This is a genomic window from Collinsella aerofaciens (assembly GCF_015561195.1).
Lineage (GTDB): Bacteria > Actinomycetota > Coriobacteriia > Coriobacteriales > Coriobacteriaceae > Collinsella > Collinsella aerofaciens_AC.
The window spans coordinates 113,656-134,584 of sequence record NZ_JADMSU010000001.1 but is presented as its reverse complement, the minus strand read 5'-3'; the positions used below and the strand labels follow the sequence as shown (position 1 = coordinate 134,584).

General features: G+C 60.7%; 13 protein-coding genes. 11 read left to right on the top strand and 2 right to left on the bottom strand.

The genetic code is table 11. The annotated features are described in order from the left end of the window. Window positions 1-100: 100 nt before the first annotated feature. Complete coding sequence (locus tag I2H81_RS00550; RefSeq protein WP_035137477.1) at window positions 101-478, top strand: RidA family protein; 378 nt, start codon at window positions 101-103, stop codon at window positions 476-478. A gap of 112 nt (window positions 479-590) precedes the next feature. Here the strand turns inward: I2H81_RS00550 and I2H81_RS00545 are convergent, their stop codons facing one another. Beyond that, window positions 591-1,247, bottom strand: coding sequence for a helix-turn-helix transcriptional regulator (locus I2H81_RS00545; RefSeq protein WP_232049564.1), 657 nt, complete (start codon window positions 1,245-1,247; stop codon window positions 591-593). 352 nt (window positions 1,248-1,599) lie between these two features. On the opposite strand from I2H81_RS00545, the gene I2H81_RS00540 reads away from it, so the two are divergent. The 7 genes from I2H81_RS00540 to I2H81_RS00510 all read left to right on the top strand — a co-directional run bounded on the left by I2H81_RS00540 (window position 1,600) and on the right by I2H81_RS00510 (window position 16,115). Beyond that, window positions 1,600-2,994, top strand: a complete 1,395-nt coding sequence (locus I2H81_RS00540; RefSeq protein ID WP_055285183.1) for a uracil-xanthine permease family protein — start codon at window positions 1,600-1,602, stop codon at window positions 2,992-2,994. A gap of 195 nt (window positions 2,995-3,189) precedes the next feature. Beyond that, window positions 3,190-4,545, top strand: a complete 1,356-nt coding sequence (gene ssnA / locus I2H81_RS00535) for a putative aminohydrolase SsnA (RefSeq protein ID WP_195644139.1) — start codon at window positions 3,190-3,192, stop codon at window positions 4,543-4,545. A gap of 150 nt (window positions 4,546-4,695) precedes the next feature. Next, window positions 4,696-7,695, top strand: a complete 3,000-nt coding sequence (ygfK, locus tag I2H81_RS00530) for a putative selenate reductase subunit YgfK (RefSeq protein WP_195644138.1) — start codon at window positions 4,696-4,698, stop codon at window positions 7,693-7,695. A gap of 11 nt (window positions 7,696-7,706) precedes the next feature. Continuing rightward, window positions 7,707-8,186, top strand: a complete 480-nt coding sequence (locus tag I2H81_RS00525) for a 4Fe-4S binding protein (RefSeq protein ID WP_195644137.1) — start codon at window positions 7,707-7,709, stop codon at window positions 8,184-8,186. Between the two features lie 12 nt (window positions 8,187-8,198). Then, a complete protein-coding gene (gene xdh, locus I2H81_RS00520; RefSeq protein WP_195644136.1) occupies window positions 8,199-10,976 on the top strand; it encodes a selenium-dependent xanthine dehydrogenase in 2,778 nt (925 codons plus the stop codon). Between the two features lie 550 nt (window positions 10,977-11,526). Continuing rightward, window positions 11,527-13,653: an efflux RND transporter permease subunit gene (locus I2H81_RS00515; protein ID WP_229107983.1), complete on the top strand. Its 2,127-nt coding sequence runs from the start codon at window positions 11,527-11,529 to the stop codon at window positions 13,651-13,653. 32 nt (window positions 13,654-13,685) lie between these two features. Beyond that, the gene (locus tag I2H81_RS00510) at window positions 13,686-16,115 is read left to right on the top strand and encodes a YhgE/Pip domain-containing protein (RefSeq protein ID WP_195644134.1); all 2,430 of its coding nucleotides are present in this window, start codon (window positions 13,686-13,688) and stop codon (window positions 16,113-16,115) included. Window positions 16,116-16,597: 482 nt separating this feature from the next. Here I2H81_RS00510 and I2H81_RS00505 read toward each other — a convergent pair whose 3' ends face one another. After that, entirely contained in the window at window positions 16,598-17,596 is a 999-nt protein-coding gene (locus I2H81_RS00505; protein ID WP_195644132.1) for a hypothetical protein, read from the bottom strand. Between the two features lie 521 nt (window positions 17,597-18,117). On the opposite strand from I2H81_RS00505, the gene I2H81_RS00500 reads away from it, so the two are divergent. From I2H81_RS00500 to I2H81_RS00490, 3 genes are all read left to right on the top strand, one after another. Beyond that, a complete protein-coding gene (locus I2H81_RS00500; RefSeq protein ID WP_195644129.1) occupies window positions 18,118-19,497 on the top strand; it encodes an ATP-binding protein in 1,380 nt (459 codons plus the stop codon). A 458-nt stretch (window positions 19,498-19,955) separates the two neighbouring features. Then, the gene (locus I2H81_RS00495; protein ID WP_195644127.1) at window positions 19,956-20,690 is read left to right on the top strand and encodes a 3'-5' exonuclease; all 735 of its coding nucleotides are present in this window, start codon (window positions 19,956-19,958) and stop codon (window positions 20,688-20,690) included. 63 nt (window positions 20,691-20,753) lie between these two features. After that, window positions 20,754-20,918 carry a hypothetical protein gene (locus I2H81_RS00490; protein WP_195644126.1) on the top strand — a complete coding sequence of 55 codons (165 nt, stop codon included), beginning with the start codon at window positions 20,754-20,756 and terminating at the stop codon, window positions 20,916-20,918. Window positions 20,919-20,929 lie beyond the last annotated feature (11 nt).

Here is a 20,929-nt window from a genome sequence, read left to right as displayed (position 1 = left end):
CCTTGAGTACTATCCCAATCAAGCGCGGTGTTCAGACCGAACTGTGCCTCCCGGTGTGAACGCCGCGCTCCCGTTCCCTTTTACTTGCAAGGAGAAAAACATGAGCAAGACCGTCGTGTCTTCCGATAACGCACCCGCAGCCATCGGCCCGTATTCCCCTGGTATCCAGACCGGCAACATGGTGTTCCTGTCCGGCCAGCTGGGCATCGATCCCGCAACTGGCAAGATGCCCGAGGGCGTCGAGGCCCAGGCCAAGCAGTCCCTTGCTAACGTCGAGGCCCTGCTGACTGCTGCCGGCGCCACCTTTGCCGATGTCGTCAAGACCACGGTCTACCTGGCCGACATCGCCGACTTTGCCGCCGTGAACGAGATTTACGCCTCCAAGTTCGAGGCCCCGTTCCCCGCGCGCAGCGCTTTCCAGGTTGCCGCTCTTCCGGCTGGCGGTCTGGTCGAGATCGAGGTCGTCGCCGCTCTCTAAGGCGTTGACCACAACTAAACATGACATGCAAAAAGACCCTGCAGCGCGTGCGAGCTGCAGGGTCTTTTGTCAAGTGACGAATCGCTTGTGGAGCCGCGCTCCATTTTGCTCGTTAGCCCTCCTTGCGGACTTTTTGCAGGTAGCGGTACACGCTGGGCTCCGAGATGCCCAACGCGGTGGCAGCGCAGGCCACGGCGCCCTTGAGCATGAACACCCCGTTGCCGTTGAGGTGGCGAATGACGTCCACGCGGTCGCTCTGACCAAGCGACGCTACATCCAGCCCGCGCGCGCTCAGCAACTCGGCAATGCTGCGGTCGATGAGCTCCTGGGTGGACTCCGAAAGGCTTTCGACCTCGATAGGGGCGGGCTCCGTGCGCGTCGGCGCTGCGTCGAAGCACGCCATGAGCTGCTGCGCCATGGCGTTGATGGAGCGTACGGTCGAGAGGTCGGTGTTGACGCAGAGCATACCGACGATCTCGTCATCCTCGCGGATAAAGAACGTCGCGGACTCCAGCGTCTTGCCTCCGGCGCCGCGGCCCTCGTAGCCCGTAATAAACGGCAGGTCGCGATACTTGGGGTCGTGCATGATCTTGAGCGCCAGATCGGTGGCGGGACCGCCGACCTTGCGGCCACTCACGATGCCGTTGCGAATATCGACGATGGCGTGGTCGGGATCCGAGAAATCGTGCAGCACGATCTCGCTGTTCTTGCCGAGTATCTGCTCCAGAAAATCGACCATCGGCAAAAAGCGACGTACGGTCTCGTTCACGGGCAACTCCTTTGGGTGAAATCGGAAATGTTCATAACAATTTTTTCTCATGGTAACACGCTGCCCATCATCTCGTATATCCGCAGGTACATTGCGTAATGCAGACGAACGGTAGGAATTTAGCGGTAAACGGTTGACCAAAAGAAAAGTAAGATGTTGTTTAGACCAGACACATTCCTGACCTGCGGAAACGAGTTATTTCAGCTGAAGAATAGTCTGATAACAAAAAATTATTATTGAGAATGAGAATCATCTTTAATACGATATGCAATGAAGGCACAACCTCAACCCCGCACTGCGTCACAATAGAGCGTTAGATGCGAAAACAACTACTTCGAGGATTGGTGGTCAAATGACCCAGGAGACGGTTACGAACGGCACTGAAGCCCTGTTCACTCGCGAAGGCATGCCTCCCGTTAAGGAAATGATCCCGTGTGCCCTTCAGCACGTACTGGCATCGTTTGCCGGCATCATTACCCCGGCGGTCATCATGGCCGGCGTCTACGGCTTTAATAGCCAGCAGAGCACCGACATCATCCAAGTCGCGCTCATTCTTTCGGCGATCGATACGGCCCTTCAGGCCTTCGCTCCCTTCCGTCGCATCGGCGGCGGCCTACCCATCGTCATGGGCGTTTCGTTCGCGTTCCTGCCGGCCCTGCAGGCCATGGGTGCCTCGGGCTTTAGCTTTGGTGCGCTGCTGGGCGGCGAGATCGTCGGCGGCGCCGTCGCGGTCCTCTTTGGTCTGGCCTACAGCAAGATCAAGTGGCTGTTCCCGCCCGTCGTGACCGGTACGGTCATCTTCTCCATCGGCGTTTCGCTGTATCCCACGGCCGTCAAGTATATGGCCGGCGGTATGGGTACGCCGCTGTGGGGTACCCCGCAGGCCTGGTGCGTCGCTCTTATCACCTTCGCCGTGGTCTTTGCGCTCGCCAACTTTGGCAAGGGCACGCTCAAGCTGGGATCCGTGTTCTTTGGCATGATCGTTGGCATGATCGTTTCGATTCCCTTTGGCATGATCGACTTCTCCAGCGTCGCCACCGCTCAGGTCTTCGCCCTTCCCAAGCTCATGCCCTACGCGCTCGAGTTTGATCCCGAGGTCTGCATTACCCTCGCCGTCGTGTTCCCCATGGTCGCCATTCAGGTTATCGGCGACGTCTCCGCCGCCTGCCTGGGCTCCATCGACCGTATGCCCACCGAGCGCGAGCTCTCCGGCGCTATCGTGTCCCAGGGCCTCACCTCTATGGTCGGCGGCCTGCTGGGCGGTCTTCCCACCAGCGCCCTTGGCCAGAACGTGGGCATCATCTGCTCCAACAAGGTCGTCAACAAGTGGGTCTTTGTGATCATCGCGGCCGTCTTTGCCATCGCTGGTTTGTTCCCGCAGCTCTCTGCCGTCCTTTCCGCTATTCCGCAGCCCGTCATCGGCGGCGCGACCGTCGGCGTCTTTGGCACCATCACCATGAACGGCGTGCGCATGTTCACCCGCGAGGGTCTCACGCAGCGCACTACCACCATCGTCGGTACCTCCGTCGTCTTTGGCCTGGGTATCTGGATGGCCAGCGGTTGCCTTGCCGGCGAGGGTATGCCCGCCTGGGTGTCCACCGTCATCGGCTCCAATGCCGTAACCCCCACCGCCATCATGGCCATTGTCCTTAACCTGATCCTTCCGCAGACGCCGGTCGTGGCTCAGCACATCGATGCTGCCAAGGACGCTGCCGTGGATCTGGTCCTGCCCGAGAGCAAGAAGTAACCAATTCGGTGCTATTCGTCGGCGGACGCATCGCCTCGTCCGCCGACGTCATGCGGCGCCAAGCCGCACTTCAAAGGGTTTGTCCCTTTGGTGAAGCGTTGACGGGAGAGGGCCCGTTTCCGGTGTAGGCCGGCGCTTCGCACTCCGCCATGTCAGAGGTGTCAAACCCCGCCCCTGATGTTGAAGGGAGCATTCATGCTTCTGGTCGCTAACGGTTCCGTCTTTACCCGCAACGCTCAGACCCCGTTCATTCCCAACGGTGCGGTCGCCATTGACGGAGATACGATCGTCGAAGTGGGCCCCGAGTGCGAGCTCAAGGCCAAGTACCCGGATGCCGAGTACGTCGATGCCCAGGGCAACCTCATCATGCCCGGACTCATCAACTGCCACACCCACATCTACTCGGGTCTGGCCCGCGGCCTTGCCATTAAGGGTTGCAACCCCACCAATTTCCTAGAGAATCTTGAGCAGCAGTGGTGGAAGATCGACGACAACCTGACGCTCGACGGCACCAAGGCCAGCGCCTATGCCACGATTCTGGACTCCATCCGCGATGGCGTCACCACGATCTTCGATCACCACGCGAGCTTCTACGAGATTCCGGGCAGCCTCTTTACCATTAAGGACGCCGCGCAGGAGCTGGGCATGCGTTCGTGCCTGTGCTACGAGGTCTCCGATCGCCGCGGTCAGGAAAAATGCGACCAGGCCATTGCCGAGAACGCCGAATTTGCCCAATGGGCCGCCAAGGAGCGTCGCGATAACGACAACCACATGATCGCCGCCATGTTTGGCGGACATGCCACCTTTACGCTTTCGGACGAGACCATGGATAAGATGGCCGAGGCCAACAACGGCCTGACCGGCTTCCACATCCACGTGTGCGAGGGCATGAACGATGTGTGGGACTCCCGCCTCAACCGCGGCGGCATCAGCCCCGTCGAGCGCCTGCTGCAGCACAATCTGCTGGGTCCCGACACCATGCTCGGCCACTGCATCCACGTGACGCCTGCCGAGATGGATATCGTCAAGGAGTCCGGTACCTGGCTCGTCAACAACCCCGAATCCAATATGGGCAACGCCGTGGGCTGCGCCCCCGTGCTCGAGTTCTTCCGCCGCGGCATCCCCGTGTGCATGGGCACCGACGCCTACACCCACGATATGCTCGAGAGCCTTAAGGTCTTCCTGATCATTCAGCGCCACAACGCCGCCATGCCCAACGTGGGCTGGTGCGAGGCCATGACGATGCTGTTCGAGAACAACGCCAAGATGGCGAGCAAGTACTTCGATCGCAAGCTCGGTGTGCTCGAGGCCGGCGCTGCCGCCGACGTCATCGTCATGGACTACAAGCCCTTTACGCCGCTGAGCGAGGAGAACATCGACGGTCACATGCTCTTTGGCATGATGGGCAAAAACTGCCGCACCACCATCATCAACGGCCGCGTCCTGTACAAGGATCGCGAGTTTGTCGGTATCGATGAGGAAAAGATCAACGCGTGGACCATGGCTGAGTCCAAGAAGCTCTGGAGCACGCTCAACGATCGCGCCTACTAATTCCAATTGGAGATTCGCGCGCGTCGGATGTTTCGCCGCATCCGACGCGCGCATAGGCGGCCTCCGCGGGGTCGCCGGCGCTGTGCTAGCGCTACACCGTATTTGCGCCCGCCGCGCGGTCTCGCCGGGCGTTACAGAGAGGAGCTCATTATGAGCGACATCATGAGGCCGATCCCGTTTTCGCAGCTGATGAACTGGATCATCGAGGAGCACAAGACCCAGGACGCCATCTTTGGCGTGCGCAAGATGGTCACGACCAACCAGGAGGGTGCGCTTCCCATTTTTGACGAGCGCATCGAGACTCCGTTTGGCCCGGCCGCCGGTCCCAATACGCAGCTGGCCCAGAACATCGTGGCATCCTACGTGGCCGGCTCCCGCTTCTTTGAGCTCAAGACCGTTCAGGTTATGGACGGCGAGGAGCTTTCCCGTTGCGTCAACAAGCCCTGCATTGTGGCGCAGGACGAGTGCTACAACTGCGAGTGGTCGACCGAGCTCGAGGTTCCGCAGGCCTTTGCCGAGTACGTGAAGGCATGGTTTGCCTGCCACCTGATCGCTCGCGAGTACGGTCTGGGCAGCCCGGACGGCTTTGTCTTCAACATGTCGGTGGGCTATGACCTGGAGGGCATTAAGAGCCCCAAGGTCGACGCGTACATCGAGGGCATGAAGGACGCCAGCAGCTCCGACGTCTGGAACGAGTGCCGCGCATGGGCACTCGCCAACCTGGACAAGTTTGAGCATGTCGACGCCGCGTTTGTCGAGTCCATCCCGGCACGCGTCTCCAACTCCATCACCGAGTCTACCCTGCACGGCTGCCCGCCGGCGGAGATCGAGCGCATCGCGACCTATCTGATCACCGAGAAGGGCCTCAACACCTACATCAAGTGCAACCCCACGCTGCTGGGCTATGAGTTTGCCCGTCAGCGCCTCAATGAGCTGGGCTTTGACTACATCGTCTTCGATGACACACACTTCCGCGAGGACCTGCAGTGGGTCGACGCCGTGCCCATGTTCGAGCGCCTGATTGCCCTGTGCGCCGAGCGCGGCCTGGAGTTTGGCGTCAAGCTGACCAACACGTTCCCCGTCGACGTGACGAGGAACGAGCTGCCCTCCACCGAGATGTACATGTCCGGTCGTTCGCTGTTCTCGCTGACCATCGAGGCTGCCCGCCGCATTACCGAGCAGTTCGATGGCAAGCTGCGCATCAGCTACTCCGGCGGTGCTACGGTCTACAACATCCGTGCCCTGTATGACGCCGGTATTTGGCCCGTCACCCTGGCGACTGACGTGCTCAAGCCCGGTGGCTACGAGCGCTTTAGCCAGATGGCCGGCGAGTTTACCGACCTGGACGGCAAGCCGTTCGCGGGCGTCTCTCTCGAGGCCGTGACTGCGATCCAGACCGACTCGCTCACTAACCCGCTCTACAAGAAGCCGCTGCGCCCGCTGCCCGACCGCAAGGTCGCCGGTAAGAGCCCGCTTTCCGACTGCTTTACCACGCCTTGCCGTACGAGCTGCCCCATCCAGCAGGATATTCCCGCCTACCTGGCGGCTGTTGACGAGGGCCGCTACGAGGACGCGCTCAACATCATCATCGAGCACAACGCCCTGCCGTTCATTACCGGTACCATCTGCCCGCATCCCTGCGGCCGTGCCTGCGAGCGTGCCTTCTACGAGCCCGAGGGCGCCCAGATTCGCGCCAGCAAGCTCAAGGCCGCCCGCGAGGCCATGACCGCCGTGCTGCCCAAGCTGCGCGCCCAGGCCATCGCCAGCGACGGTGAGCGCAACGTTGCCGTTATCGGCGGCGGCCCGGCCGGCCTGGCGACGGCGTTCTTCCTGACACGTGCCGGCGTGCCTGTCACCATCTTTGAGGCCCGCGACTCGCTCGGCGGCGTGGTCCGTCACGTGATCCCCGAGTTCCGTATCGCCAGCGACGATATCTCGCACGACGCCGAGCTCTGCCTGGCCTTTGGTGCCAAGGTTCAGCTTAACGCCCGCGTGGAGTCCATTGACGAGCTCAAGGCCCAGGGCTTTACCGACGTGGTCGTTGCCACCGGTGCCTGGATGCCCGGTTCCGCAGGCCTGGGCGAGGGTGCCGAGCTCGACGTGCTGGAGTTCCTCGAGGCCGCCAAGAAGGGCGAGAAGCTCGAGCTGGGCGAGGACGTCGTGGTCATTGGCGCCGGCAACACCGCCATGGACGCCGCCCGCGTGGCCAAGCGCCTGGCTGGCGTGAAGAACGTGCGCCTGGTGTATCGCCGCACCAAGAAGCAGATGCCCGCCGACGAGGAAGAGCTCGATCTTGCTCTTGCCGATGGCGTTGAGTTCTGCGAGCTGCTGGCGCCCAAGGCGCTCAACGGCGCCGTGCTGATCTGCGATGTTATGGAGCTTGGCGAGCCGGACGCAAGCGGCCGTCGCAGCCCTGTCGCCACGGGCGAGACCGACGAGCTTTCCGCCACCACGGTGATCTGTGCCGTGGGCGAGGGCATCGATGCCAGCCTGTACGATGCTGCGGGCGTCGAGCACGACCGTCGCGGCCGCCTTGCCGCCACCTCCACCGGCGTCGAGGGCGTCTGGGCTGCCGGTGACTGCCGTCGCGGTCCGGCCACCGTGGTCGAGGCTATCGCCGACGCCGCCGAGGTCGCCCGTGCCATTGCCGGTGTGGACTTTAACAAGTACGCCGACTGCAACGAGCAGGCCGGCCGCGAGGACACCAGCTACGAGCGCAAGGGGTCGCTGTGCCGCGACAAGCGCAACTGCACCAAGACCCGCTGCCTGGGCTGCGGCTCGGTGTGCGAGGTCTGCTGCGACGTGTGCCCCAACCGCGCCAACGTGGCAATTAAGGTGCCGGGCCTGGCCAAGCATCAGGTGGTACATGTCGACGGCATGTGCAACGAGTGCGGCAACTGCGCCGTGTTCTGCCCCTACCAGGAGGGTCGTCCCTACAAGGACAAGCTCACCCTGTTCTGGAGCGAGGAGGACATGGAGAACTCCGAGAACGAGGGCTTCCTGGCCGTGGACGAGGATCACTTTAAGGTCCGTGTTGCCGGCACGGTCCGTACCGTCTCGGTCGATGCCCTCAACACCGGTCTGCCCGAGGCCGTCCGCCTGACCATCAAGGCCGTGCGCGACAGCTATCCGTACCTTCTTAAGAAATAGGCGAGTCTCTTATGGCCAAATCCATTCAACATAACGTGGCCTACGTTGCCTGCGGAAGCGGTTGTGCTTCCGCGGGCGGCGATGCCCGCTGCAGCGAAGGCTGCATTGGCTGTGGCGCCTGCGTCACGGCCTGCCCCCACGGCGCCATTGCGCTGGCCGATGGCATCGCCCGCGTGGATCGCTCCAAGTGCACGGGCTGTGGCCTGTGCGGCATGGCGTGCCCGCAGCGCGTGATTGCCTTCGTTCCCGGCTACCAGAACATCCTGGTGCGCTGCAACAACACCGATAAGGGCGCCATCGCCCGCAAGATTTGCGACACGAGCTGCATCGGTTGCGGCATGTGCGCCAAAAAGTGCCCCGCCGGCGCTATCCGCATCGAGGACAACTGCGCCCATATCGATGGTACGGACTGCCTGTCGTGTGGCATGTGCGCTGTCGTCTGCCCGCATGGCGCCATCCACGACCGCACCGGCATCGCCGCCGGCGTGTAGAAGGGAATCACCATGGCACAGGAATTCACTTTTACCGTTAACGGCGTCGAGCGCACAACGACCCAAAATAAACCGCTGCTGCGCTACCTGCGCGACGACCTGCACATCCATTCCGCCAAGGACGGCTGCTCCGAGGGCGCCTGCGGCACCTGCACCATCCATGTGGACGGCGCGGCCGTCAAGGCCTGCGTACTGACCACCGCCCTTGCCGCCGGCCGCAACATCGTGACCGTCGAGGGCCTGCCCCAGGACGTGCGCGAGGCCTTTGTGTACGCCTTTGGCGCCGTGGGCGCCGTGCAGTGCGGTTTTTGCATCCCCGGCATGGTCATGGCGGGTGCAGCGCTCATCGCCGAGGACCCCGAGCCCACCGAGGAGCAGATCAAGTACGCCATTCGCGGCAACGTCTGCCGTTGTACCGGCTACAAGAAGATCATCGAGGGCATCGCACTCGCCGCTGCGGTGCTCCGCGGCGAAAAGCAGATTGACGAGGACCTGGAGCGCGGTGACGACTACGGCGTGGGCAAGCGCGCCTTCCGTATCGACGTGCGCAAGAAGGTGCTCGGCGAGGGTAAGTACCCCGATGACATCGACGAGCTCGATCAGCCGGGCCTGACCTACGCCAGCGCCGTGCGCTCCAAGTATCCGCGCGCCCGCGTGCTCTCCATCGATACCTCCAAGGCCGAGGCCCTGCCCGGCGTGGTGGGGATCCTGCGCGCCGAGGACGTGCCGGTCAACCAGGTCGGCCACCTTATCCAGGACTGGGACGTCATGATCGCCCAGGGCGATATCACCCGCTGCGTGGGCGACGCCATCGTGCTGGTGGTTGCCGAGGACGAGGCGACGCTCGAGAAGGCCAAGAAGCTCGTAAAGATCGATTACGAGCCGCTGGAGCCCGTGCGCAACATTGTCGAGGCCAGGGCTGCCGACGCCCCGCGCCTGCACGACAGCTTCTTTGCCTTTGGCAACACGGTGGAGCTCAAGGACAACGTGTGCCAGAGTCGCCATGTGACGCGCGGCGACGCCGCCAAGGCGCTGGCGGAGAGCGCGTTCACCGTGACGCAGCGCTTTACCACGCCCTTTACCGAGCATGCCTTCTTGGAGCCCGAGTGCGCCGTCGCCTTCCCGTACAAGAACGGCGTCAAGGTGCAGTCGACCGACCAGGGCGCCTACGATACGCGCAAAGAGTGCGCCCACATGTTTGGCTGGGATAGCGAGCCCGAGCGTGTGGTCGTCGAGACCATGCTCGTGGGTGGCGGCTTTGGCGGCAAGGAGGACGTGTCTATCCAGCACCTGGCCGCGCTCGCCGCATATAAGTTCCAGCGTCCTGTGAAGTGCAAGCTCACGCGCGCCGAGTCGCTCGCTTTCCATCCCAAGCGCCATGCCATGGATGGCACCTTTACGCTGGGTTGCGACGCCGAGGGCAACTTTACCGGCCTGGACTGCGAGATCAACTTTGATACCGGCGCCTACGCGTCGCTGTGCGGCCCGGTGCTCGAGCGCGCCTGCACGCATGCCGTTGGCCCCTATAAGTACCAGAACACTGACATTCGCGGTTTTGGCTACTACACCAACAACCCGCCCGCCGGCGCGTACCGCGGCTTTGGCGTTTGTCAGTCCGAGTTTGCGCTCGAGAGCCTGATCGACTTGCTGGCAGAGAAGGTCGGCCTGGATCCGTGGGAGATCCGCTACCGTAACGCCATCGAGCCGGGCGAGGTTTTGCCCAACGGCCAGATCGCCGATTGCTCCACGGCGCTGAAGGAGACGCTGCTCGCGGTAAAGGATGCCTACTATGCGCATCCCGGACACGCCGGTATCGCCTGCGCCATGAAGAACGCCGGCGTGGGCGTGGGCCTGCCCGATGCCGGCCGCTGCAAGATTCGCGTCGAGAACGGCGTCGCTGTGGTCTATGCCGCCACGTCCGACATCGGCCAGGGCTGCAACACCGTCTTTTTGCAGGACGTTGCCGAGGCGTGCGGTCTGCCGCTGAGCTGCATCGCCAACGGCGAGTGCTCCACCGAGAACGCTCCCGACTCCGGCACCACGTCTGGCTCGCGTCAGACGGTCGTGACCGGCGAGGCCGTGCGCGGCGCCGCCTTCCTGCTGCGCGATGCCATGGTTGGCATCGAGGCCGGCAAGCCTGCACCCGATGCTCCCGTGAGTGCGCATGGCGACGGCGTCAAGATCGAGTACGACGACGGTCGCGCCTATCAGCTGCGCACGCAGGAACTCGTCGCCGGTCAGGGCATGCATCCTCAGGATCCTGCGGCCGCCATCAAGGCGCTCGAGGGATGCGAGTTTGGCTACGTGTATCTGGAGCCGACCGACAAGCTGGGTGCGGATGTTCCCAACCCCAAGAGCCACATCTGCTACGGCTTTGCCACGCATGTGGTCATTCTGGATGATGACGGCCGCGTGAGCGAGGTCTATGCCGCACACGATTCCGGCAAGGTGGTCAACCCCATCTCCATCCAGGGTCAGATCGAAGGCGGCGTGCTCATGGGCATGGGCTATGCGCTTACCGAGGACTGGCCGCTCAAGGACTGCGTACCCCAGGCAAGGTACGGCACGCTCGGGCTGTTCCGTGCGCCCGAGATTCCGGATATTCACGCCATTTACGTGGAGAAGGACGAGCTGCTGCCCGTGGCATACGGCGGCAAGGGCATCGGCGAGATCGCCACTATCCCGACGGCGCCCGCCGTGCAGAACGCCTACCGCGCATTTGACGGCAAGCTGCGTCCGGATCTGCCCGTGGTGGATACGCCGTATAGCCGCGCCCGCAACCGCGGTTAGGGTAGGGCGCGGACGGCCATTGCTGACGGGCTGTTCGCGCTCACCATCAACTGCATATGCTGCGCCTTTGGCCCCGGCTCCATCGCGAGCCGGGACCTTTTGTTTGGAGCGGAAGCTGCGTCCCGGAATCGATGCTCAGAATGGGATGCGCTTTCCGGAACGGCTATGAAGCGGAAACTGCATCCCAGAATCAGGTCTCAGAATGGGACACGCTTTCCGGATCAACCCTCAAGCGGAAACTGCATCCCGGAATCCGCGCCTGGAATGGGACGCGCTTTCCCTTTGGCATGGGTTTCGGAAAGTATGTCCCGGAATTCGGCTTCAGAATGGGACGCGCTTTCCGGACAAGCCCTCAACCGGAAACTGCGTCCTGGATTCGGACCTCAGACCGGGACCCGCTTTCCGGAGCGCTTTTGCGGAGGTTGTTTTGCCTCCAAGGCTCTCCTCAATCGCCAACCTTAATGCGAACTTTAACCTACATATGTTTGATAACTAACTGATGTGGAATAATTAGAGCGAACTACCAGCTGAGCGTTATGGAGGATTGAGGTTGAAAGAGAAGCTATTTCGATGGGTCGTAAAGCACCGCAAGCCCATCATCGCGTTTTATGCGATGGCGGCGCTGGTGTGCCTGTTCCTGCGCCAGTTTGTGGGCGTGAACTACGACATTACGAGCTATCTGCCCGACGAGGCGGCGTCGACCGTTGCTCTCAATACCATGGGCGACGAGTTTAAGGGCGACATTCCCAACTGCCGTGTCATGGTGCCCAATGTCTCGATTACCCAGGCACTCAAATACAAGGACAAGATCAAAAAGGTCGACGGTGTCGAAGAGGTCTTGTGGCTCGACGATGCGGCCGACATCGATCAGCCGCTTGCCACGCAGGATAAGAATACCGTCGAGACGTATTACAAAAAGAATAATGCCCTGTTTACGGTGACGGTCGATTCCGAGAAGGAAATCGAGGCCACCGATGCCATCCGCGATATCGTGGGCGACGAGGGCGCTATTACGGGCTCGGCCATGTCCAACGCGCTTGCGACCACGTCGACCGAGCAACAGATCAGCATCATTACGGTCGCCGTAATAGCGATCATCTTTGTGATTCTGGTTATCACGACCACCAGCTGGGCCGAGCCCATTCTGGTGCTGCTGGGCCTGGGCGTCTCGGTGTTTATCAACTGGGGCACAAACCTCATCTTTGGCGAGATCAGCTTTGTCACCAACTCCGCTGGCTCGATTTTGCAGGTTGCCATCGCACTGGACTTCTCGGTCTTTTTGCTGCACCGCTTTAACGAGGAACACGGCCATCACGGCAGCGTTGCCGAAGACATGGTGCAGTCGTGCTGCAAGTCCTCGGTCGCTGTGTTCTCGAGCGGCTGCACGGTCTGCATGGGCTTTATCGCGCTGACCGCCATGCAGTTTAAGATCGGCCCCGATCTTGGCCTTGCCCTCGCAAAGGGTATCGCCATCAGCTTGGTATCGGTCTTTACCTTTGTGCCCTCCATGTTCGTTCAGTTTGACGGCTTTGTGCAAAAGACGCAGCATAAGCCGTTTGTTCCGCCGCTGGGCAAGTTTGCCCGCTTGGTACTTAAGGTCTGCATTCCCGCTGCCGTCGTGATCCTTGCTGTGGTCTATCCCGCGCGCGTGGCATCGACCTCCAGCGACATCACGTACTACTACGGCACCTCGCATATTTTTGGTTCGGATACGCGCCTTGGCCAGGATATGGACAAGGTCAAGGAGATCTTTGGCAACTCCGATACCTACGTTGTGCTCGTTCCCCGCGGTGAGGTGAGCGAGGAGCAGGCACTCTCCAACGAGCTCAAGGCACTCCCCGAGGTCAAGTCTATCCAGAGCTACGTTGACGTCGCGAGCCCCTATATCCCCACGGGCATGGCCGAGAAGAACGTGCTCGATCTGGTGGAGGGAGAGCATTACAGCCGCTTGGTGCTCACGGTTAGCGTGCCCTACGAGGGCCCGAGTACGTTCAAGTTGGTCAAGAAGATCCGCGGTATCGCTGATAAGCATTACCCGGGCAAGGCAATGCTCGCCGGCGAGGGCGTGAGCACCACCGACCTTAAGGACACCATCACCGTCGATAAGGGTAAGGTCGATCTTATCGCCGTCGTGGCTGTGTTCGTGGTGCTGCTGCTTGCCACCAAGTCCATCAGCCTGCCGGTCATCTTGGTGCTTGTGATTGAGACCTCGATCTGGGTCAACTTTGCCGCACCGCTCTACACCGGAATGCATGAGTTCTTTCTTGCCTATCTAATCGAGAGTTCCATCCAGTTGGGTGTCGCCGTCGACTACGGCATCCTGATCGCCGACCGTTATCGCGAGGACCGCAAGATTATGCACAAGCGCGAGGCGTTGCTCGAGACCATGGAGGCTTGCACGATTCCTGTCCTGACGTCTGGATCGGTCCTGCTCATTAGCGGTTTCTTGATCCATGCGATTTCGAGCCACGGCGTGCTCAAGCAAATCGGCTGGTTCTTGGGTGTCGGTGTGAGCATCTCGCTGGTCGCCGTGCTCTTTGCGCTGCCGGGCTTCCTGTATGTGCTCGACGGTCTTATTGGCAAGACCACGCTCAAAGCGCACTTTTTGCCTAAAGGTGCCCAGGCTCCGGTTTCGGATAGCGCCGAGGCACCCGTTGCGGACGGCTCCGCTCAGTAACGTTTAACAAAGTAGTTGGAAGGAATACCGCAATGCATACCCATACCACTGATACCGCTTCGAAAGAGCTCGACGCTCAGCGCGATCTTGTGCGCCGTCCGCGTAAGCGCATTGCCGCACTCGCTCTTGCCGCCGGTTTGACCGTGGCCCTTACCGTGCCCGGCGCCGTTGTATTCGCTGATGGCTTGGGGTCGACAAACGGGGCTTCGGCTGCGACCGAACAGGTCGCGACGAGCTCCAATAGCGCCGCGCCGGGTTACAAGAAAAACCAGGTCGTGTACGTTAAGACCGATGCCGATGGTAATCGCACGGGCGTTTACGTGGTCAACAGCTTCGAGGCCAACAAGGGCGTCAAGATTGACGACTCCGGCACCTATGACAAGGTGACCAATCTGTCGACGACTCAAAAGCTAACGGATGACAACGGGTCGGTTGCCGTTACAGGCCAGGGCGCGCAGGACTTTGTCTACCAGGGCGATCTGGACAAGAACACCCAGATGCCGTGGAACGTGACCGTGACATATCAGCTTGACGGTAAGGATATCGACGCCAAGGATCTGGCGGGCAAGAGCGGCAAGCTCACCATGAGGCTCAAGGTCGAAAAGAACGCGGACTATACCGGCGGCGATTATGCCGATAACTATCTGGTCCAGATTGCCGGCCAGCTTAAGGATACCGAAGCACACGATATTGAGGCCGAGGGCGCCACGGTTGCAGCCAACGGCTCCAACACGCAGCTCACCTACATGGTGATTCCCGGTACCACCGGTGACTACACCATTACGACCGATGTCGAGGACTTTGAGTTCGACGGCTGGCAGATTGTCGGCGTGCCGCTGAGCCTTGCCATCGATGTGGACTCAAGCAGCATGGATACGAGCCAGCTCGTGGAACTCTCTAACGGCATTGCCACGGCCAACAGCGGTGCGGGCCAGGTCGCCGACGGCGCCAAGACCCTCGCAGCCTCGCTCGCCACTGCCAATACCGGTGCCGGCACGCTGTCCAGTGGCGCTGCCACGCTTGCGGCGGGCACGAGCCAACTCAATGCGCAGGTTCCCACGCTGGTCGAAGGCGTGAGCAGCCTTAATACCGGTGCCGAGGGCGTTAATGCCGGCGCTGCAAAGCTCAAAGGCGGCGCGTCCGATCTTTCGACGGGCCTGACCAAGCTGCAGGGGAGTGCGCAGGAGATTTCGGGCGGCATCAGCGGAATTGCCGCCGGCTCTGATACGTTTGTTAATGCGCTGACGCTGGGCAAGCAGGCTCAGGAGGAAAACCTTGCCAAGGCGCAGGTTGCAACCAAGACGGCGCAGGACGCCGTAACCGCTACGTCCGGTAACGCCTACGGCGCGCTGTACGGGCCGCAGGGCCTTACGGCGGCGCTCAATGGTGAGGGACAGTACCTTGCCGGCGCTCAGCAGGCGCTCGGCGGGGCGAAGCAGGTTGCAAGCGCCATGGGCAACGATGCCGCCAAGACCAACGCTGTAAGCGCTAAGGACGGCGCAGAGAGTGCCGCTGCGTCTATTGCTGCTGCCAAGGCAGCGGTCGCCGAGGCTCAGAACGCACTGGAGAATGCAGCCGACCTCGATGCCGCCAAGGCTGCGGCTGCCAAGCTAAGCGAGGCCACGGCGCAGCTGGATGCTGCCACCGCGAGCGCCGGTAGCGCTGCTGCCAGCGCGGGAGCGGCCGCCACAGCGGCTTCGGGTGCCGATGCGACGGGCCTTACCGCATATCTCGATGCCGCGTCCAGCGCCGTTACGGGAGCCCAGGGCCTTAACGGCCAGGCGTCTCAGGGTCTAAAGGACGCCGAGCCCATGTTTGGCAAGCTTACCGACCAGGTTACGACGTTGGCTCAAGCGGCCGGCGCCCAGGGCGGCGCCCAGGGTGCCGTCGGCGCGCTCGATAGCGCCATTCAGGGCTACACTACCGTCCAGGATGGTCAGCAGCTGAGCCTGGCCAGGGCCATCGCCTATATGAACAGCGCGATCAACCCTGCAAGCCCCACGGCCGAGAACCCCGGTCTTGTCGCCGGCGTCGACTCTGCAGCCACGGGCGCGCGCCAGTTGAGCGACGGCGCCACGGCCCTTGCCGCGGGCACCGATCAGCTTGCCGCGGGCACGCAGCAGCTTAACGGTGCCACGCCCGCTCTCGCTAACGGCGTCTCGCAGCTTAATGGCGGTGCGGCGCAGCTCAAGGCGGGAGCAGCCACTCTTGCCAGCGGCATGAACCTCCTCTCGTCGGGTGCGGGTACGCTCGCCAGCGGCGCATCCGAGCTCGGCAGCGGTATGCAGGAGCTTACCGACCGTACGAGCGACCTCGATACCCAGGTCATCAACACCGTTAAGGACAAGATCGAGGAAATGCTCAACCCCAGCTTTACGCCGACGGACTTTGTTAACGGCGAGCAGGGCGGGCACATGAACCGCGTGCAGTTTGTCTATATGACGGGCGCCATTAGCAAGTAGGCAGCCATGCCCTTGTGGCGATTGGCATCGATAGCAAGTTTTGAGGGGTCGTCGGGCAGCGTCTCGACGGCCCCTCTTTGCTGCCGGCAGCTCCTACTGCCTCTCTGCGGAAAGTGCGTCCCGGAATTTGGCTCCAGAGTGGGACACGCTTTCCGGAACGGTTCTCAAGCGGAAGCTGCGACCCGGAATCCAGCTTCAGAGTGGGATGCGCTTTCCGGAACGGTTCTCATCCGGAAGCTGCGACCCGGAATCGACGCCCAGAATGGGACGCAGTTTCCGCCAGTCGCTCGTTTGGAAAATGCATCCCAGTTTGAGCGTCTATTCCGGGATGCCGTTTCCGCCGAAGGCCTCAACCGGAAAGCCCGTCCCACTCTGAACCCCGATTCCGGGACGCGCTTTCCGCCGAAGGCCTCAAGCGGAAAGCGTGTCCCAGATTGGCGGGCGTGAGGGCGCAGGTGTGGACGACTTGTCGCTCAACAGCCCTACAGGTCCACCTCGTTGAGCCATGTTGGCAGCGCGGTTTGCCTGACGCCTGCTGTCTGCAGCTTTTTCGCGAGCACTCCTGCCGAGCGCACCTCGTTCATGGTAAAGCGCAGCAGAGGGTGACCGTAGAGCGATAGGTGCGCCTCGCGCTGACGTTCGGCAACGAGCGCCTCGGCGGTGGTGCGTCCGGCCAGCATGGTCTGGTCGGTATATTTGACAAGCCCGTCGAGCTCACCCAGCGTGAGCTCCTTGGCTTGACGCTCCCAGGCAAAGTCCGTTCGCATGCTCTCAGACGAATCGAAGGGGTCCGTCAGCTCGTATTGAAGTTGGTCGGGTGCAAAACCGGTCTCGATCATGACGGCTCGAGCGACCGATTCTCCGCCGCTCTCGGCGCGCGCGTCAGCATATTGGAGCGTAGTGAGGGCCGTGCGCACCGCGCGACCGTTGCGGGCGCCCACTCGTTTTTCGACTGCTCCCATCAGCTGTTCCCGCACAAGGCCGAGCTTTGAGATCGCCGAATCGGCAATGGGCATGCCATTGGTAAAACCAGTTTGCAGCAGGCAATCTGTGACAGTTTGGATGGGTGGCGTTACCGATATGCCGGATAGACGGATTGCTCCGGCCGGCTCGATCTGATGCCGCTGAATATGCGCGCCCGGACGAGCCGACGGCTTTGTCGAGCTGCAGACATGCACGACATTCAGGTGTCGCCACGAGACCTCGAGCCCCAGCAGGCAGGCGGCCGAAAACGAGCAGAACGTCCAATCGGGGTGGATGATCGCAAGGGCGCGAATAATCTCGCAATGACGCTGCGCTCGGTTGAGCTCATCCCAGCGCATTTTGCGCGCGAACAATCCCGGCATGGGGGAGATGACCATGCTGCCGATGCGCCGAAGGAGCGCTTTTCGGATCGCCGCGCTCGGGGGAATCAGACAGCGCCCCTCTTGTTCGGCTTGGTTCAACAGCTGGTCGATGAGCTGGTCATTGCAATGGGTCATGAGCTACCGCCTCCTTTTGGGTAGCAAAAACGTATCAGCTGGAACTTGCCGCTCAGCTGACCAAAAGCTGACCAAAATCTAACCATGCAGATAGATGGCCTGGTTTTGACGTCATTTTTTGAAGCCGAATCGGTGGGCGGTAATCGGCTCCCGTGAACGGCAACAAGTTATGAAGACCTGGTAAGTTTAGGGACGTGTACTTTTTCGAAAAACGGTAGTCTCTCCGCGGAAAGTGCATCCCAGAATTAAGCCTCGGAACGGGATGCATTTTCCAGTAGATGCTTCAGTGGAAAGTTCATCCCAGAATTCAGGCTCAGAACGAGACGCGCTTTCCGGATGACATGCTTGGCGGAAACTACGGCTCAGTTTTTGGCTCCAGAACGGGATGCATTTTCCGGAGCGGTCCACGTGCGGTGGTGTACTGCCCCTTTTGCGTGCGCCGTTTGTCGAATTACGTTATAGCTAACTATATTATAGGAAGGTATAATATAGCTAGCTATAACGTAAAGGAAGGACGGCCTATGTTTATCGGAAGAACAGTGGAAATGTCCGAGCTCAATCGACTGTATGGCTCGGACTCCTTTGAGATGCCTGTGATTTACGGCCGCCGTCGCGTGGGTAAAACGCGCCTTATTACAGAGTTCATCCAAGGCAAGAAGGCTATTTACTTTCAAGCTCGTCGTACCAATGCAGAGGCAAATCTGCACGGCTTTAGCCAGGCGATACTTGCGGGTTCGGTTGGTGCTGCAGGCGTGTCGTTTCGTAGTTTTGACGAGGCGTTCGATGCATTGGCCACCATGGCTCGCACGGAACGTCTGGTTGTCGTGATTGACGAGTATCCCTATCTCGCCCAATCGAATCCCGAGATCAGCTCGTTGCTGCAAGACAAGATTGATCACCTGTACAAAGAGACCAAGCTCATGCTGATTCTATGCGGCTCGTCTCTTTCGTTTATGGAGGAGCGGGTGCTGGGCTACGAGAGCCCACTATACGGTAGGCGTACGGCCCAGTTTAAGATCATGCCGCTCGATTTTACGACGACCCTCGGCCTGTGGCAGAGCATGGGTCGCGAAGACGCAGCGGTTTGCTATGGCATGACGGGCGGCATTCCTGCATATATCGAGAAAGTCGATCCTGCCGCACCGCTCAAGGACAACATCAAACGTCTTTTTCTTACTCCTACGGGCTATCTCTTTGAGGAGCCGAGTAACCTGCTGTTGCAAGAGTGCCGCAATCCCGAGCAATATGATGCGATCGTCCAGGCAATTGCCCAGGGACGCTCGAAAATCTCGGAGATTGCGAGCTCTACGGGAATTCCTGCGAGCAACGTAAAGAGCTATGTGGATAAGCTGACGTCGCTTGGGATTGTCGAGCGCGAGCTGCCCCTAAACGAGACGAGCAATAAGCGGGCCGTGTATCTGCTGAGCGACCAGATGTTTAGGTTCTGGTACAAGTTTGTGCCGCAGAACATCGGGCTGATTCAAAACGATATGGCCGAGATGGCGTATAAGCGCATTGAGCCGCACATATCGGATTACATGGGCACGGTCTTTGAGCTTATATGCAGGCAATACGTGTACGAACTCGCGCGCGCGGGCCAGCTCGATGTGGTCCCGGCGAGCGTCGGGCGCTGGTGGGGGACGGATAATCGCACGCATACGCAGGAAGAAATCGACTTGATTGTTGACGATGGCGAGGGCGCTGCGCTGTTTGTGGAGTGCAAATGGCGCAATGAACCGGCGGGCGAAGACGTGCTGCAAAAGCTCGTGCATCGAAGTGAGCTCTTTAGACGGCAACGAAAAAGCTATGCACTTTTCTCAAAAAGCGGCTTTACGCAGGGATGTCGGGATGCCGCGGAAAGTAGGGGAGACGTCAGACTGATCTCGTTTGCCGAGATGTGAGGGCGCAGCGGCGGTTGCCGAGGCCTCGTTACCGAAAATCCATTTGTTAAACCCAGTGTCCGTGGCTAGAATAAAATGGACGGCAGCCCAAGTAGTGAAGAGCTGGGCAGCGCCGTTGCTTGGTCAAGAGGTCAGTGCCTTAATGGCAGCGACTTGTTATGCTTCGAATGCTGCTTGAGTGCCTCGGAAAGTTCGATAAGCGCCGTGAAGAGCAAGACCAAAGCAACCAAGAGCTCTGTGAGCTCTGATGGGCCCGGGATGACCGCTGATTCAAGTCACCGGGCCTAAATCTTTTTCATGCATTTGAATAGAGCGGGCGACTCCCTTGGGGCCGTCTGTGTGGCGAGTGCCTGGCGCATGGCATTGCGTCCCGCTTTCATGTCCGCACGGGCGCCTATCCTTACGGCAATGTAGCCGCCTGTGTAGCAAGCGGCAAGCAACGGAGAAAGGCCCTAACCGTGTCAGCTGAAAAGACGCCGTGTATCTCGGCTATCGATACGACGAACTTTGCGCGCCAGATCGTGCTGGACTTTGAGTTTGCGCCGGTGCCAAAGCAGCGCCAGCGCCGTGGACTGCGCAACGAGATTATCGAGGTCGGCGCCGTCAAGCTCGATTACCACGGCAACGTTATGGGCGAGTTCTCGCAGTTTGTACAGACGAATTTTACCGAAGGCGTTGCGTTTCCCGTCCGCGAGCTTACGGGGATATCGGCCGTGGACACCGCGACGGCCGATCCGCTCTATGTGGTGATCAAAAGGCTCAGCGATTGGATTGGTCGCTACTCCGCCCAGATAGTTTGCTGGAGCGGGACGGATCGTCGACAGCTTTTGACCGAGTGCCAGGCAAAACACATCGACCTTGCCGCATTTCCGACGGACTGGGCCGACCTGCAGGCGTTTTACACTTCGATTATGGACGTGGGCAGCCACGGGCGCGTCTCGTTGGGCGACGCGGCAACGTGGTTTGGCATCGAGTTCGACGAGTCGACGGGCCACGCCCACAGCGCCCTTGCCGATGCGCGCGTGACCGCCAAGCTGCTCAAGCAGGCGATGGATGGGGACTATCACGTGAGTCCGCGCGCCCAGGAGATCCGCCAGCGGTGGGGGATGGGCGAGCGAGCCCAGACGCGCCTCTCCAGCAAGTGCCCCGAGCTGGGCGACCTGCTGCTAAAGCTGAAGGCGGAGGGGAGGTAGGCGGATGCCCTCCGCCCATGTTGGTGCAGCGAATTACTGCCTGGCAGTTCCCGATGTCGGTAAATGACTTCTGCAGTGACCTATCGCGATCAGCTTCGCCTCGTCGTCAAAACAATGGCGACGGCAACGCCAAGCGATTACAAGGCATTCACGCCGTTCGCAGCATTGTTGGACAACAAACCGCGCGAGGTAAAAACGATTCCTTTTGCAGAAAACCTCATGACATAGCAAGCTGATTG

What these genes read in the sequence shown, in the direction of transcription:
- I2H81_RS00550 (WP_035137477.1), top strand. Translation starts at nt 101, where the DNA reads ATGAGCAAGACCGTCGTGTCTTCCGATAACGCACCCGCAGCCATCGGC.
- I2H81_RS00540 (WP_055285183.1), top strand. Translation starts at nt 1,600, where the DNA reads ATGACCCAGGAGACGGTTACGAACGGCACTGAAGCCCTGTTCACTCGC.
- ssnA (WP_195644139.1), top strand. Translation starts at nt 3,190, where the DNA reads ATGCTTCTGGTCGCTAACGGTTCCGTCTTTACCCGCAACGCTCAGACC.
- ygfK (WP_195644138.1), top strand. Translation starts at nt 4,696, where the DNA reads ATGAGCGACATCATGAGGCCGATCCCGTTTTCGCAGCTGATGAACTGG.
- I2H81_RS00525 (WP_195644137.1), top strand. Translation starts at nt 7,707, where the DNA reads ATGGCCAAATCCATTCAACATAACGTGGCCTACGTTGCCTGCGGAAGC.
- xdh (WP_195644136.1), top strand. Translation starts at nt 8,199, where the DNA reads ATGGCACAGGAATTCACTTTTACCGTTAACGGCGTCGAGCGCACAACG.
- I2H81_RS00510 (WP_195644134.1), top strand. Translation starts at nt 13,686, where the DNA reads ATGCATACCCATACCACTGATACCGCTTCGAAAGAGCTCGACGCTCAG.
- I2H81_RS00505 (WP_195644132.1), bottom strand. Translation starts at nt 17,596, where the DNA reads ATGACCCATTGCAATGACCAGCTCATCGACCAGCTGTTGAACCAAGCC.
- I2H81_RS00500 (WP_195644129.1), top strand. Translation starts at nt 18,118, where the DNA reads ATGTTTATCGGAAGAACAGTGGAAATGTCCGAGCTCAATCGACTGTAT.
- I2H81_RS00490 (WP_195644126.1), top strand. Translation starts at nt 20,754, where the DNA reads ATGACTTCTGCAGTGACCTATCGCGATCAGCTTCGCCTCGTCGTCAAA.